The sequence below is a fragment of the Rhodococcus ruber NBRC 15591 genome (assembly GCF_001894945.1).
GTDB classification, from domain to species: Bacteria; Actinomycetota; Actinomycetes; order Mycobacteriales; family Mycobacteriaceae; genus Rhodococcus; species Rhodococcus ruber.
Window position 1 is genome coordinate 98,558 of the sequence record NZ_BCXE01000035.1, and the last position, 15,057, is coordinate 113,614.

A 15,057-nucleotide genomic window follows, 5' to 3' on the forward strand; every position below is an offset into this window, starting at 1 on the left:
GAGCACAGTGCGGTTCGTGGGGACAGTGCGGTTCGTGCGCAGGCCGCGGCGCGAGGTGCCGCGCGTACCGGTGGGCGAGGTGGGAATGCAGGCCCCGCCGGAGATTCCGCGCTCGACGCCGGGCAATCTCCTGGCGAAGTTGCTGCCGGTCGTGATGGTCGCGGCGATGATCGGCATGGTGGCGCTGATGTTCGGTTCCGGGGCGGCGCGGAGCCCGATGTCGCTCGTCTTCCCGCTCATGATGGTCGTCTCGATGGTCGGCATGTTCGCGGGCAGCCGCGGAGGCGGAGCGAAAGCGGCGGAGGCGGACGAGGATCGAAAGGACTACCTGCGGTATCTCGACGGTCTCCGGCGGGAGGTCCACGACACCGCGGACCGGCAGCGGCGCGCCCTCGAATGGACGCATCCCGACCCGGCCGTGCTGTGGACGCTCGCGGGGACGGTACGCATGTGGGAACGTGGCGGCACCGACGCCGACTTCTGCCACGTCCGGGTCGGGCTCAGCGGCCAACGTCTCGCGACCCGGCTGATCGCTCCCGACACCGGTCCCGTCGAGGACCTCGAACCGGTGGCAGCCGTGTCGCTGCGGCGGTTCGTGCGCGCGCACTCGGTCGTGCCGGCTCTGCCGACCGCGGTGTCGCTGCGCGGGTTCGCGGCCGTGTCGTTCGGCGGCGACCGCCGCACGGCACGCGATCTGGTACGCGCGATGCTCCTGCAACTGTGCACCTTCCACAGCACGGAGGTCCTGCGAATCGCCGTCGTGTGCGGGCCGGACACGGCTGACGAGTGGGACTGGGTCAAGTGGCTGCCGCACGTGCAGAACCACGAGATCGTCGACGGGGCGGGTAGCGCCCGCGCCGTGTTCGGGTCGGTCCGCGATCTCGAGGCCGCATTCGCCGACCGCCTGACGGGGCGCGGGCGATTCGCCCGCAACGCGGCCCCGGTCGACGGTGTGCCCCAACTGGTGATCGTGATCGACGGGGGCGTACACGGCTCGGGTTCGGGGATCCTCGACGACGGACTCGACTCCGTCACGATCCTGGACCTGTGCGCGTCGATGCCCGTCGCGGCGGCCTCCCGCGGACTCGAACTCGTTGTCGGTCCGGGACGCCTGGGTGCCCGCGCCGGCGAGCGGGTGGAGACCTTCGCGGTGCCGGACGGAGCAAGCGTGGCGCAGGCACAGACGGCGGCGCGGCGACTGGCGCCGTACCGAGCCACCCACCGGGCCGCCGAGTCCGGTGCCGGTGAGAATCGGCCGGACCGGTGGGAGGAGCTGCTCGGGCTCGGCGACGTCGCACAGTTCGACCCCGGCCGGGCATGGTCGCCGCGGCGGGGGCGCAACCGGTTGCGGGTCCCGATCGGAATCGGAACCGACGGCACACCGGTCGAACTGGACCTGAAGGAGGCCGCCGAGGGTGGCATGGGCCCGCACGGATTGTGCATCGGCGCCACCGGCTCGGGAAAATCGGAGCTGTTGCGAACCCTGGTACTGGGTCTGATCGCGACGCACGCCCCCGAGTCGCTGAATCTCGTTCTCGTCGACTTCAAGGGCGGCGCAACCTTTCTCGGACTCGAGTCGGCGCCGCACGTCGCGGCGGTGATCACCAATCTCGCCGACGAGCTGGCCATGGTCGATCGGATGAAGGATGCCCTCGAGGGCGAGATGAACCGCAGGCAGGAGCTTCTGCGTGCGGCAGGTAACTTCGCGAACGTGGGCGACTACGAACGCGCCCGCGCCGGCGGTGCAGCGCTGGCACCGTTGCCGGCGCTGGTCGTCGTCGTGGACGAGTTCTCGGAGTTGCTCACGCAGCAGCCGGACTTCGCGGACCTGTTCGCCGCGATCGGCCGGCTGGGGCGGTCCCTGCACATGCATCTGCTGCTCGCCAGTCAGCGAATCGACGAGGGCCGGTTACGCGGACTCGACAGTCATCTGTCGTACCGCATTGGACTGAAAACCTTCTCGGCCAACGAATCCCGAAGTGTTCTCGGCGTCCCCGACGCCTACCACCTGCCGCCCTCGCCGGGAGCCGGATACCTCAAGTGCGACTCGGCGGAGATCGTGCGGTTCGCTGCCGCCTACGTGTCGGGGCCCTACGAGCGTCGCCGCTCGGACCGGTCGGTGACCCGGCACGGCACTGCAGCCGCCCGGTCGCGGCTGTTCACCACCGCGGAAGTGCCCCTGGCGCAGCCCGAACCCGTTCCCGAGCCGGTCGAGCCCGGCGACGATCCCCTCCCTGCCGAGGAAAGCCGCTCCGTGCTCGATGTCCTCGTCGCGCAGGTCCGCGGCCACGGCGCACCCGCGCACGAGGTCTGGCTGCCGCCTCTCGATGCGGCGCCGAGCCTGGACCGGCTCCTTCCCCGGTCGTTGCTGACCGGTGACGTGCTGCCGCGGAGCATCCTGCGCACGCCGATCGGCATCGTGGACCGCCCCTTCGAGCAACGGCGGGATCCGCTGGTGGTGGACCTCTCCGGCTCGGCCGGCAACGTGGTCGTCGTCGGAGGACCGCGCTCCGGCAAGTCGACGATGCTCCGCAGCCTCGTCCTGTCGATGGCGATGACGCACACGTCCGAACAGGTGCAGTTCTACTGTCTGGACTTCGGCGGCGGGGCGCTGGCCGGCCTCGCCGGCCTCCCGCACGTCGGCTCGGTCGCCAACCGGCTGGACGCCGACCGCGTCCGCCGGACGATCGCCGAGCTGACCGCCCTGCTGCGGCGCCGGGAGGGCCGATTCGGCGAACTCGGCCTCGAATCGATGGCCGAGTTGCGCCGTCGCCGGGCCGGCGGCGGGCCGGGTGCGGACGTGGACGCCTTCGGCGACGTGTTCCTCGTGATCGACGGCTGGCCCAGCATCCGGCAGGACTTCGAGGCCCTGGAGCCGCAGGTCGCGGTGCTGGCCGCCCAGGGGCTGTCCTTCGGCATCCACGTGGTGCTCACCGCGCCGCGCTGGGGTGACGTGCGACCGGCGATGCGGGACCACCTCGGGACCCGTCTCGAGCTGCGCCTCGGTGATCCCGCCGACTCCGAGTACGGCCGTAAGAAGGCGGCGGCGGTACCCGAGGGCCGGCCGGGCCGGGGCATCGACCGTGACGGGCTGCACGTACTGGCCGCGCTGCCGCGGGTCGACGGCAGCTCCGAGACCGTCGATCTCGCCGCGGGACTGGCGGACGCCGTGGCCGCCGTCGCCGCGGCCGCACCGGGTCGCCCCGCCCCGGTCGTCCGGATGCTGCCCGACCTCGTCGATCGCGCCGACGTCCTGGCCGCCCTCGGCGACCGGTGGGCCGCCGGCGGCGGCGCGGCCGGGGAACGGCGGCTGTTCGTGCCGCTCGGCATCGACGAGGCCGAACTGGCCCCCGTGGGGATCGACTTCGCCGAACAGCCTCACCTGCTCGTCTTCGGCGATTCGGGCTGCGGGAAGACGACGGTGCTCCGCGGCATCTGCCGCAGCCTCATGGAGTCCCGCACGGGGGCGCAGGCCCGCATCATCGTCGGGGACTACCGGCGCACCCTGCTCGGCGTCGTGGAGGGGGACCACCTCGGCGGATACGCACCGTCCGCCGTGACGTTGTCGGCGATGTCCCGCGACCTAGCGGCGGTGTTCGAGCGGCGGATGCCCGGTCCCGACGTCACCCAGCAGCAGCTGCGGGAACGCTCCTGGTGGTCGGGACCCGAGGTCTTCGTCGTCGTCGACGACTACGACCTCGTCTCCGCCGCGAGCCAGTCGCCGCTGACGCCCCTGCTCGAATACCTGCCCCAGGCCAAGGACGTCGGGCTGCACCTGGTCCTGGCACGCCGCTCCGGAGGGGCCGGGCGGGCACTCTTCGAACCGGTCATCGCGCGGCTGCGGGAACTGTCGTCGGCCGGTCTCGTGATGAGCGGCAACCGCGAGGAGGGTGCACTCGTGGGTACCGCGCGTCCGCGTCCGATGCCGCCCGGGCGGGGCACCCTCGTGCAGCGCGACGGGGAGACGCTCGTGCAGACGGCCTGGCTGCCCCCGCAATGAGCGACGTCCGCACGCTGCATATGCAGGTCGTCCCGGGACGGATCCACGCACGGTGGGCCGATCGGACCGTGACGATTCCCGCCGCGGCGCCCGAGCTCCGTTCGGACGACGATGCGCACCCGGCCGCCCTGCTCGGGTACGCGGCGGCGACGGCAGGGGCACCGGACGATCTCGACACCGTGACGGTGGTGCATCCCACCGAGTGGGGCGAACGTCGTCGAGCGCAGCTGCACACGGCCGCGCGGCAGGTCGCGCGGCACGCCGTCCTCGTGACCGCCGCGGTCGCCGCGCGCCGCACCGCGCCGCCGGGCGACGGCGAGCGGTACGCGGTCGTGGAGGTCGACGGCGCCGGTGTGACGACGACGGCGCTGACCACCCCCGACGGCGAGGTCGACCGGCTCGCCCGGGATTCCGACCTGGACGAGGGGCTGCTGGACTCTCCGGCCGGGGCCCGCCGGCTCGACGAGCTGATACGGAACGTGTGTGGGTCCGTCGATCCGGACGTCGTCCTCGTGACGGGCAGTCCGGGCGAGCCACCCGGAATGCCGCTGTGCGAGCGCATCGCCGAGCGGCTCGGCCGTGGCATCCGGGTGCTACCGGTCGCAGCGTCCGAGATGCTGGCCGCGGTGCCGGATCCCGGCCCCGAGCCGCCGGCGGACGCGGCGGCGGCACCGCGCTGGCTGCACACCGAGCCGGCGTCCCGGCCGGTCGGCCGGATGCGTCGGGGCGTTGCCGTCGTCGCAGTCGTCGCAGTCGTGGCCGCCGTGGCAGCCGTGGCAGCTGTCGGCCTGGTGTGGACTTCCGGACACCGTGCGGACCTGCACGAGGAAATCGTGAACGATCCCGCCGCGGGCGACGCGGGCGGCGTGACCCCGGGGACGAGATCTCCCACGCCGAGGGCTCCTTCGGTGCGGCACGTGCTCGGGCCCGTCCGGCTGGAGCTGCCGGAGGGGTGGGCGCTTCGTGGCCCGGCCCGTGCCGACCGTGCCGAACTCGTCCCGGTGGGCGGGAGTGATCGCCGAATAGTGCTGGTGCACAGCATTCTTCGTCGTCATCTGGACTTGGCCGGCGTGGGGGAGGTGCTGGCCCGCCGCGCGGCCGAACGAGGCGAGGTGATCCGCGACCTCGACGCCGACACCACCTTCGCGGACCGTCCGGTGATCGCCTATGTGGAGGCGCCGGACGACTTCTCGCTCGTGCGCTGGTTCGTCGTGGTCGAGTCCGGCATCCAGGTCGCGGTCGGATGCCAATTCCTCACCGGCGAATGGTCGGGCATCAAGAACGAATGCGAGCAGGCCGTGCACACGGTGACGGTCGCGTAGCGGATCGCCTCGTTCGCCGAGAAGGGAACCTGACGGCCCGGCACTGCGTCCAATCGGTGTAGGCGCGAACCGCTTCGGCCACGGGGGTCCGAAGGGACACGGAACGCGGAACTGCAGAGGAGACAGGCGTGACGCAACCAGGGCAGGGCAGTTCGAATCGGGTGGCGACCGACGTCGCGACCATGGAGACGGCGGCGCGGCAGATCGAGGACTCCCACGGAGAGCTCGAACAACTGCTCGGGGCGCTGCGTACCACGGTCTCGTCGTCGCCGGACGTGTGGCAGGGCCGGTCGGGAATGGCGTTCACCGACGTGATGTCGCGATGGGACCGCAGTGCCCTTCAGCTCAACGAGGCGCTGGCCGCGATCGTCGCCGGCATCCGCACCAACGGCCGGGCGTACGAGGGCACCGTCGAGGCCCAGGCGCAGTCGCTGAACGTCCTCGGCGACAGCCTCCACGGCACCTACTGACCCCGAAGGTCCGGCACCGACCGGACCCGATTCCGTCCGCACGACCCGACCCGAGGAGAACGAATGAGTGGACCCGATGTGATCCGGCAGGACTTCGGTGGCATCGACGACCTGCATGCGCGCGTCGTCGGGCTGCAGCGCGGCATGAACGACACGCTCGACCGGATCAGATCCCAGGTCGAACCGCTGGTGCAGACCTGGGACGGGCAGGCCCGGTCCGAGTACCACGTCACCCAGCAGAAGTGGGATCGGGCGTCCGCCGACCTGAACCTGCTGCTCGACCAGATCGCCGTCGCCGTGGCGCGGGGCAACGACGAGATGCGCAGCGTCGAATCCGAGCTGGCGCGGAGGTGGCAGGCCTGAGACGACCCGGGTGACGAGCGACGTCCCGGTGGTGGAGAGGCCGCCGGGACGTCGTGCCGTGTCGAACGGGCCGGGTGCTGTGTCGAACGGGCCGGGTGCTGTGTCGAACGGGCTGGATGCTGTGTCGAACGGGTCGAGTGCTGTTTTGACCGGGCGGACACGTCCCCGGTATCGTGTCCCGTTGGCGTGTCGTACGTCGTCGTTGCTTCGTGCGCGGCGAACGTCGCTTCTCGGGTCCCAACTGGCCGCCGAGGGTGATCATCGACGACGCGCGGGCCAGCAGCGACACGATAGACGAGGAAGATCTGTGTCTACGTACACACCGAAGGCCGGCGACGTGACCCACCAGTGGCACGTCATCGACGCCACCGACGTGGTGCTCGGCCGCCTCGCGGTGCAGGCGGCGAACCTGCTCCGCGGCAAGCACAAGCCCACTTTTGCCCCCCACGTGGACGGTGGCGACTTCGTCGTCATCATCAACGCGGACAAGGTTGCCGTCTCCGGCAACAAGAAGCAGGACAAGCTCCTGTACAACCACTCCGGCTACCCGGGCGGCCTCCGTTCCCGCACCGTCGGTGAGGTTCTGGAGAAGAACCCGGACCGTCTGGTGGAGAAGGCCGTAACCGGCATGCTCCCGAAGAACAAGCTCGGTCGCGCGATCGCGAAGAAGCTGAAGGTCTACGCGGGCCCGAACCACCCGCACACCGCGCAGCAGCCGGTGCCGTTCGAAATCAAGCAGGTGGCGCAGTGACCGAGAACGTGAACGAGAACTACAGCGACGAGTACACCGACACCGAGAACGTCGAGGTCGCCGCGGACGAGTACGTGGCCGAGGAGGCCGCTGTCGCTCCTGCGCCGATCGTGTTCGACCGCCCGGTGCAGACCGTCGGCCGCCGCAAGGAGGCCGTCGTCCGCGTCCGCCTCGTGCCCGGCACCGGCAAGTTCGTGCTCAACGGCCGCACCATCGAGGACTACTTCCCGAACAAGGTGCACCAGCAGCTCGTCAAGTCGCCGCTGGTCACGGTCGAGCGCACCGAGCAGTTCGACGTGCACGCCCGCCTGCACGGCGGCGGCCCGTCGGGTCAGGCAGGCGCCCTGCGCCTGGCGATCGCCCGCGCGCTGATCGAGGTCACCGCCGAGGACCGTCCCGCGCTCAAGCGTGCCGGCTTCCTCACGCGTGACCCGCGTGCCACCGAGCGCAAGAAGTACGGCCTGAAGAAGGCCCGTAAGGCACCGCAGTACTCCAAGCGCTGATGTGCCGCCGACGCTGACCTCGTCAGCCTCGGCACCTGTTCGACCACGAGAGCAGGCGCCGGTAGAGAATTCGCTACCGGACGCCTGCTCTCGTGCATTGACGTACTTTTTGCGACAGCAGGCGGCGCAGGCCGCATTTCTCGACGTGGAGGACTTTGCTCGATGGGTCGGATGTTCGGTACCGATGGCGTGCGAGGCTTGGCGAACGCCGAGCTCACGGTCGAACTGGCGATGCGACTCGCCGGAGCGGCCGCGACCGTGCTGGCGAACGGTGCCGAGGGGCGGCGCCCCGTCGCGGTGGTGGGCCGCGACCCCCGCGCGAGCGGGGAGATGCTCGAAGCCGCGGTGACCGCGGGTCTCGCGGCGGCCGGCGTCGACGTGTTGTCGGTCGGGGTGCTGCCCACTCCGGCGGTCGCGTTCCTGACCGACGCCTACGACGCCGACCTCGGCGTGATGATCTCCGCGTCGCACAACCCCATGCCGGACAACGGCATCAAGATCTTCGCGGCCGGCGGCCACAAGCTCGACGACACCGTCGAGGACCGCATCGAGGCGATGCTGCACGGTGAGGGCGTCGTCGCACGTCCCACCGGTGCGGGTGTCGGCCGGGTGCGGACCGCCGCCGACGCGGCCGATCGCTATCTTGCACACCTCGCGTCGGCGCTGCGTACGCCGCTGACCGGACTGACGGTGGTCGTGGACTGCGCCAACGGCGCGGCGTCGCACGTCGGACCGGCCGCGTACGCCGCGGCCGGGGCCACCGTCGTCGCGCTGCATGCGGAACCGGACGGGCTCGACATCAACGACGGGTGCGGTTCGACCCACCTGGAGGGTCTGCGGGCCGCGGTCGTCGAGCACGGCGCCGACCTCGGTCTCGCCCACGACGGCGATGCCGACCGGTGCCTCGCGGTCGATGCGACGGGCGCCGTCGTCGACGGCGACGCGATCATGGCGATCCTCGCCCTCGGGATGCGGGAGGCCGGCGAACTGCACGACGACACGCTCGTCGCCACCGTGATGAGCAATCTGGGCCTGCACCTGGCGATGCGCGAAGCCGGGATCACCGTCGTCACCGCCGGGGTCGGTGACCGCTACGTGCTCGAGGAGCTGCGGCGCGGTTCCTTCAGCCTCGGCGGCGAACAGTCCGGTCACATCGTGCTGCCGGCGCTGGGCACCACGGGTGACGGGGTGCTCACCGGTCTGCGTCTCATGGAGCGGATGGTGGCGACGGGATCGTCCCTCGCGGACTTGGCCGCCGTCATGCGCACTCTGCCGCAGGTGCTGGTGAACGTCCCTGTGTCCGACAAGTCCGCGGTTGCCGAGGCACCGGCCGTCGCCGACGCGGTAGCCGCCGCGGAACGGGAACTGGGTGAGTCCGGCCGGGTGCTGCTGCGCCCGTCCGGCACCGAACAGCTGGTGCGGGTCATGGTGGAGGCCGCCGACGACGCACTGGCCCGCGCGCTCGCCGATCGCCTCGCGGGAGCTGTCGCTGCCGTCTGAGGCGCTTCTCCGCCCGGGAACCGAACCGCCGCCCGCTGCGTCCAATCCTCCGGGGGACGAGGGAGGGGGCGCGGTGCGTGACGGAATGGGACTCGACGGCGCGGTGGTCCGGTCGGTCGCCGACGGACTGGCGGACTCGGCCACCGACGCGGACTGCCGTGCGCGTGCGTTCCACACCGTCGGCTTCGGCCCGGACGCGGTCGACGACCGCTACCGGTCCGAGGCCGAAGCGGTGCGGGCGTGCTACGACCGACTGCATCGCGCGGTGGTGGAGTGGTCGGCAGCGACGGCCGCACACGCGTCGGCGCTGCGCCGCGCGGCCGGGGGGTACGCGTGGCTGGACCAGGAGACCGACTCCGTCCTGCGGGGCGTCGACATGCCGCCGACGGCATCCCGGTGACCGGGGGCGAGCGGCGGCTCGACCTGGTGCTCGACGGGGGACGGGTCGGGTTGCGCTTCTTCGCCGAGCATCTTCCGCGCGCCGAGCGGTACGCTCCCGGCCTGCCGCCCTGTTCGCACCTGGAGGAACGCTACGACGAGCAGCGCGGCACGGACCCGGCCGTCCTGCTCGTGGACGCCGACGTCTTCGCCCGGCTCGAGACCGGCCTGGATGCCGAGGTCGCGCGGCAGCGTTCCGGTGTCGACGCCCTGGCGACGGCGTGGACGGGAGGGGGAGCGGCGGGTGCGGTCGACGCGCTCGTCCGCCATGTGCGAGCGGGGGAGGACCTGCGGGCAGGGCTGGGCACCGCCCACCGTGCGCTGACCGACGCCGCGGCCGCGGTGCTCGCCGTCGTCGAGGAGAAGGCCCGCGCGGCCGCCGAATTCGCGGACACGACCGTCGGCGGACGCACCGTCGAGGAGATCGACGCCATCCTGGCCGGCGCCGCGGACGGCGACGGTCCGACGGCACGCCAGCTCGCCGCGTGGGATCCGGCGCTGGGTCCGGATCTCGACCGCGCCGCCGTCACGCACTGGTGCGCGCGGTGGCGTGACGAGGTGTACCGGCCCGGCGTGGAGGCGGCGGTCGAGTCCTTCCTCGCCCTGTGCGACGACACCGACCGCGCGGTGCGGGCGGTGTTCGCCGAACTCGTCACGATGCTCGCGCCACCGGATCCGGCGGTGCGGGACGTGGGTCCGGTGACCGACCCGTGGGCGCCGCCGGGCGCATCCACGGATCTGGTCGCGGCGGGGCTACGACTCGTGACCGCTGTGGGCGGTCTCACCGGCGCGGTCCTCGATCTGGCCGCGACGGTGGTGGAGGAGGTGACCGAGGCCGTCGAGACGGCCATACCGGCGCCGCCGGATCCCGCACGGGCGCCGTCGCACGCATCCGACTCACAGGCCGGGACCACAGCCACGGAACCGGAACCGCCCACACCCGTTGCCGATTCGGGACACGTCGTTCCGGGGCACGTCGTTCCGGGGCAGGACGCTGCGGGAGACGGCACTGCGGAACACGGCGCTTCGGGACCCGACACGTCGGCGGCACCGCTGCCGCCCGATCCCCAGCGGGCGGGTGCGTCGGGTGACGGTGTGCCCCCTGCGCCGGCCGGGATACCCGGACCCCGGGCGGACACCGCCCGCCGGACCGGGACGGCCGGGGCCGAGGGCGCCGACCCGAACCCCGAGCAGGAGGCCGGCGACGGGGTGGTCCTGGCCGAGGCGGGGCCACTGTGATCGGACGGCTGCAGTGACGGGACGGCCGCTGTGACCGGCCGCTTCGAGCGCATCGTCGCCGAGCACCGGGAGGCGGTCGCGTGCCGCCTCGAGACCCTACGGCGCGTCCGGGATCCGCACGAGCTCCCGGTCGGGACGATGCGCGCGCCGGAGCCGGCCGACGAGGAGTTCTACCGTCCGAGAAGCTGGTTGATCTGAGTGCCGAGTTCACGGTCGATCGCGTCGGGCTCGGTGAGCACCTCGGAGCCGGGAAGCTCCGCCTCGGGATCGGCTAACGGCGCGTAGGTCTTGTCACCGGCGAGCCGGTACAGCAGGTATCCGGTGAGCAGCGTGCGGGTGACCTTCTGGGTGTTCCGCTGCGCGCCCCCGACGCCGAGGAAGGCGAGCAGGCGTCGGCCCTCGATCATGCCGTCGTCGGTGGCCTTGTGAACGACCCGCATCAGCACCTCGCCGCCCCAGGCCTGGGCGACGGCGACGGCGTCGCTGCCCATCGAGCCGAGGTCCTTCTCCGCGGCGAGCACGAGACCGGGCGCGTGCACCCGGGCGGCCAGGGCCGAGGCCGGGGGCGACGTCGGAGCCGGGTAGAGCGCCGCGACGGCCGCCACCTCGCGCCGGGACGCGGCAAGCACCGCGGCTCCCGCGCCCATGCCGTGGCCGACCAGGCCGAGCCGATCGGGGTGCACACTGATCCGGCCGGTCCCCAGGCGCACGCCCACACAGATGTCGAGGGTGGTGCCGAGATCGGCGGCGAGCCCGAGGTGCGACGGGATCGGTCCGCGTTCGGTACTCGGAGCAGCGACCACGATGCCCCACGAGGCCAGGTGCTCGAACAGCTTCGAGTACTTGTCGAGGCCGGTCATCCAGCCGTGGCCGAACGCGACGGCGGGCAGGCCGAACCCCTCGGCGGGTGTGTAGACGGTGCCCGGCTGACCTGCGAGAGCGAGGTTGCCGCGCAATACCGTGTGCGGTCCGCGTTTCGAGAGCCGCTGGGCCAGGGATTTCGGTTTCGCCGCCACGGCGTGAACGTTAGCCGATGATCAGCTTCGCGCGTGCCACCCGTCGGGGACACGGACGAGTTGTTACCGGCGGGTCGCGGACCAGTACCCTGCTAACCATGTGCGGAATCGTGGGGTACGTCGGGCACCGCCCGGCTCTCGATGTCGTGGTGGAGGCACTGCGGCGGATGGAGTACCGGGGCTACGACTCGGCCGGGGTGGCGGTCCTGGACGGCGCGGGTGGTCTGGCGGTGGAGCGCAAGGCCGGTCGGCTGGCGAATCTGGAGGCCGAGCTCGACGAGGTCGGGGCCGAGCACTTCGCCGGGACCACCGGCATGGGCCACACCCGGTGGGCCACGCACGGTCGCCCGACCGATCGGAACGCGCACCCGCACCGGGACGCGACGGGGAAGGTGGCGGTGGTGCACAACGGCATCATCGAGAACTTCGCGCCGTTGCGGGTGGAGCTCGAGAAGGCCGGGGTGGAGTTCGCCAGCGACACCGACACCGAGGTGGCGGTGCATCTGGTGGCCCGGGCGTATGCCGAGGGGCCGACCGCGGGGGATTTCGAGGCCAGTGCGCTGTCGGTGCTGCGCCGGCTCGAGGGGGCGTTCACGCTGGTGTTCACCCACGCCGAGCATCCGGGCACGATCGTGGCGGCGCGCCGGTCGACGCCGCTGGTGGTCGGGGTCGGGGACGGGGAGACGTTCGTGGCCTCGGACGTGGCGGCGTTCATCGAGCACACCCGGCACGCGGTCGAGCTCGGGCAGGACCAGGTGGTGGTGATCACCGCCGACGGGTACCGGGTGTCGGACTTCGACGGGGACACCGACGTGGCGACCCGGCCGTTCGAGATCGACTGGGATCTGGCGGCCGCCGAGAAGGGCGGCCACGACTACTTCATGCTCAAGGAGATCGAGGAGCAGCCCGCCGCGGTGGGCGACACGCTGCTCGGGCACTTCGCCGGCGGTCGCATCGTGCTCGACGAGCAGCGGCTGTCGGATCAGGAGCTGCGCGATGTGGACAAGGTGTTCGTCGTCGCCTGCGGCAGTGCGTACCACTCGGGTCTGGTGGCCAAGTACGCGATCGAGCACTGGACGCGGCTGCCGGTGGAGGTGGAGCTGGCCAGCGAGTTCCGGTACCGGGATCCGGTGCTGGACCGGTCGACGCTGGTGGTGGCGATCTCCCAGTCAGGGGAGACCGCCGACACCCTCGAGGCGGTGCGGCACGCGAAGGATCAGAAGGCGCGGGTGCTGGCGGTGTGCAACACCAACGGCGCGCAGATCCCCCGGGAGGCCGACGCGGTGCTCTACACCCGGGCCGGGCCGGAGATCGGGGTGGCCTCGACCAAGGCGTTCCTGGCGCAGGTCGCCGCGAACTACCTGGTGGGGTTGGCGTTGGCGCAGGCCCGCGGCACCAAGTATCCGGACGAGGTGGCCCGCGAGTACGCCGACCTGGCCGCGATGCCGCACCTGATCGCGCGGGTGCTCGAGACGGTCGAGCCGGTGCGGCGGCTGGCGCGGGAGCTGGCGTCGTCGTCGACGGTGCTGTTCCTGGGCCGGCACGTGGGGTATCCGGTGGCGCTCGAGGGTGCGCTCAAGCTCAAGGAGCTGGCGTACATGCATGCCGAGGGCTTCGCCGCGGGCGAGCTCAAGCACGGTCCGATCGCGCTGATCGAGGACGGGCTGCCGGTGATCGTGGTGATGCCGTCGCCGAAGGGGCGGGCGGTGCTGCACTCGAAGTTGCTGAGCAACATCCGGGAGATCCAGGCCCGGGGCGCGCGGACGGTGGTGATCGCCGAGGAGGGCGACGAGGCGGTGCGGCCGTTCGCCGACCACCTCATCGAGATCCCGGCGGCGCCGACGTTGCTGCAGCCGCTGCTGTCGACCGTGCCGCTGCAGGTGTTCGCCGCCGAGGTCGCCCAGACCCGCGGCTACGACGTCGACAAGCCCCGCAACCTCGCCAAGTCCGTGACGGTGGAATAGCGACCCCGGCGGGAGACCCGATGCGCAGCTACTACCCGTGTGAGCAGGTGCGGGCGGCGGAGGCGCCGCTGCTCGCAGCCCTGCCCGAGGGCACGTTGATGCGTCGTGCCGCGTTCGGGCTCGCCCGGATCGCGGCGACGGAACTGCATGCGCGCACCGGTTCCGTCGCCGGTCGGCACGTGAGCCTGCTCGTCGGATCGGGCGACAACGGCGGCGACGCCCTGTGGGCGGGCGCGTTCCTGCGTCGCCGCGGGGTCGCGGTCACGGCGCTGCTCCTCGACCCGGAGCGGGCCCATCAGGCGGGGGCCGCGGCGCTGCGTGCCGCCGGGGGACGCCTCGTGCCGGCCGATCCCGGGCGGATCGGTGACCCGGATCTCGTGCTCGACGGAATCGTCGGCATCTCGGGCCGGGGCCCGCTGCGCCCGGCGGCCGCGGCGGTCGTCGAGCAGATCACCGCGCCGATCGTCGCCGTGGACACCCCCAGCGGCGTGGACCCGGATACCGGTGCCGTGGACGGACCGGCCGTCACCGCGGCCGTGACCGTCACGTTCGGTGCGTACAAGCCTGTCCACGTCCTCGCCCCGGCCCGCTGTGGGCGGGTCGAGCTCGTCGACATCGGTCTCGACCTGTCCCCGGCGCACCTGGTGGCGGCCGAGCCGGCCGAGATCGGCGCGATCTGGCCGGTGCCCGGCGCCGACGACGACAAGTACAGCCAGGGCGTCGTGGGCATCGTCGCCGGGAGCGCCCGGTTCCCGGGTGCCGGCGTGCTCTGCGCCGGCGGGGCGGTGGCCGCGACGTCCGGCATGGTCCGCTACGCCGGCAGCGCCGCGCCCGTCGTCCTGGCCCGGTTCCCCGAAGTGGTGGCCGCGCCGTCGTTCGCCGAGGCGGGCCGCGTCCAGGCGTGGGTGATCGGGCCCGGCGGCGGCACCGATCACCAGGCGGCCGACACCCTGCGCGAGGTGCTGGCGACGGATCTGCCCGTCCTCGTCGATGCCGACGGGCTGACGCTGCTGTCCCGGCAGCCCGAACTGGTCCGCGGCCGACACGCCCCGACGCTGTTGACCCCGCACGCCGGGGAGTTCGCGCGGCTCACCGGCCGCCGGCCCGAGCCGGACCGGGTGACGGCGGTGCGAGCCCTGGCCGCCGACTGGGGAGTGCACGTACTGCTCAAGGGCCGCTCGACGCTGATCGCGAACCCGGCCGGGCACGTGTTCGTCAACGAGGCCGGCGGGTCGTGGGCCGCCACCGCCGGGGCGGGCGACGTCCTGTCCGGGATGATCGGGGCACTGATGTCCGCCGGTATGGCCCCGGACCTCGCCGCCGCGGCCGGTGCGCGGGCCCATGCGTTCGCGGCGGACACGGCCGCGCGCGGGGGCGTCGACGGCGCCGGGGCGCCGACGTCGGCGAGTGCGATCCTCGACCGGGTGCCCACGGCAGTACGCCGTCTGCGGGGCATGGCCGAATCGTGACCCGACACCGTCGACCGTGCTG

At 72.3% G+C, this 15,057-nt stretch carries 13 protein-coding genes; 12 read left to right on the plus strand and 1 reads right to left on the minus strand.

From position 1 onward, the window contains the following. Positions 1 to 16: 16 nt before the first annotated feature. From eccCa to RR3_RS24970, 10 genes are all read left to right on the plus strand, one after another. On the plus strand, positions 17 to 4,000 hold the full coding sequence (gene eccCa / locus RR3_RS21120; RefSeq protein ID WP_064066094.1) for a type VII secretion protein EccCa: 3,984 nt from the start codon (positions 17 to 19) through the stop codon (positions 3,998 to 4,000). Between the two features lie 68 nt (positions 4,001 to 4,068). Continuing rightward, a complete protein-coding gene (locus RR3_RS21125; RefSeq protein ID WP_248846408.1) occupies positions 4,069 to 5,322 on the plus strand; it encodes a type VII secretion-associated protein in 1,254 nt (417 codons plus the stop codon). Positions 5,323 to 5,450: 128 nt separating this feature from the next. Then, a complete protein-coding gene (locus tag RR3_RS21130; RefSeq protein WP_228287068.1) occupies positions 5,451 to 5,792 on the plus strand; it encodes a WXG100 family type VII secretion target in 342 nt (113 codons plus the stop codon). Between the two features lie 63 nt (positions 5,793 to 5,855). Next, positions 5,856 to 6,155 carry a WXG100 family type VII secretion target gene (locus RR3_RS21135; RefSeq protein ID WP_225223062.1) on the plus strand — a complete coding sequence of 100 codons (300 nt, stop codon included), beginning with the start codon at positions 5,856 to 5,858 and terminating at the stop codon, positions 6,153 to 6,155. Between the two features lie 307 nt (positions 6,156 to 6,462). Then, positions 6,463 to 6,906: a 50S ribosomal protein L13 gene (gene rplM, locus RR3_RS21140; RefSeq protein WP_010595582.1), complete on the plus strand. Its 444-nt coding sequence runs from the start codon at positions 6,463 to 6,465 to the stop codon at positions 6,904 to 6,906. Beyond that, complete coding sequence (gene rpsI / locus RR3_RS21145; RefSeq protein ID WP_003938048.1) at positions 6,903 to 7,409, plus strand: 30S ribosomal protein S9; 507 nt, start codon at positions 6,903 to 6,905, stop codon at positions 7,407 to 7,409. Before rplM ends, rpsI begins: the two co-directional genes overlap by 4 nt. A gap of 162 nt (positions 7,410 to 7,571) precedes the next feature. Beyond that, on the plus strand, positions 7,572 to 8,909 hold the full coding sequence (gene glmM, locus RR3_RS21150) for a phosphoglucosamine mutase (RefSeq protein ID WP_010595581.1): 1,338 nt from the start codon (positions 7,572 to 7,574) through the stop codon (positions 8,907 to 8,909). Positions 8,910 to 8,982: 73 nt separating this feature from the next. Next, positions 8,983 to 9,309 carry a hypothetical protein gene (locus tag RR3_RS21155; RefSeq protein ID WP_228287067.1) on the plus strand — a complete coding sequence of 109 codons (327 nt, stop codon included), beginning with the start codon at positions 8,983 to 8,985 and terminating at the stop codon, positions 9,307 to 9,309. Further along, positions 9,306 to 10,586 carry a hypothetical protein gene (locus RR3_RS21160; protein ID WP_064066060.1) on the plus strand — a complete coding sequence of 427 codons (1,281 nt, stop codon included), beginning with the start codon at positions 9,306 to 9,308 and terminating at the stop codon, positions 10,584 to 10,586. Before RR3_RS21155 ends, RR3_RS21160 begins: the two co-directional genes overlap by 4 nt. A gap of 30 nt (positions 10,587 to 10,616) precedes the next feature. Beyond that, the gene (locus RR3_RS24970; protein ID WP_162919327.1) at positions 10,617 to 10,784 is read left to right on the plus strand and encodes a hypothetical protein; all 168 of its coding nucleotides are present in this window, start codon (positions 10,617 to 10,619) and stop codon (positions 10,782 to 10,784) included. Here RR3_RS24970 and RR3_RS21165 read toward each other — a convergent pair. After that, positions 10,757 to 11,602, minus strand: a complete 846-nt coding sequence (locus RR3_RS21165; protein ID WP_064066061.1) for a dienelactone hydrolase family protein — start codon at positions 11,600 to 11,602, stop codon at positions 10,757 to 10,759. The genes RR3_RS24970 and RR3_RS21165 overlap by 28 nt on opposite strands. Positions 11,603 to 11,700: 98 nt before the next feature. Between RR3_RS21165 and glmS the strand changes: the two genes are divergently transcribed. Further along, a complete protein-coding gene (gene glmS, locus RR3_RS21170; RefSeq protein ID WP_017679652.1) occupies positions 11,701 to 13,566 on the plus strand; it encodes a glutamine--fructose-6-phosphate transaminase (isomerizing) in 1,866 nt (621 codons plus the stop codon). 20 nt (positions 13,567 to 13,586) lie between these two features. Next, the gene (locus tag RR3_RS21175; protein ID WP_040272370.1) at positions 13,587 to 15,035 is read left to right on the plus strand and encodes a bifunctional ADP-dependent NAD(P)H-hydrate dehydratase/NAD(P)H-hydrate epimerase; all 1,449 of its coding nucleotides are present in this window, start codon (positions 13,587 to 13,589) and stop codon (positions 15,033 to 15,035) included. Positions 15,036 to 15,057 lie beyond the last annotated feature (22 nt).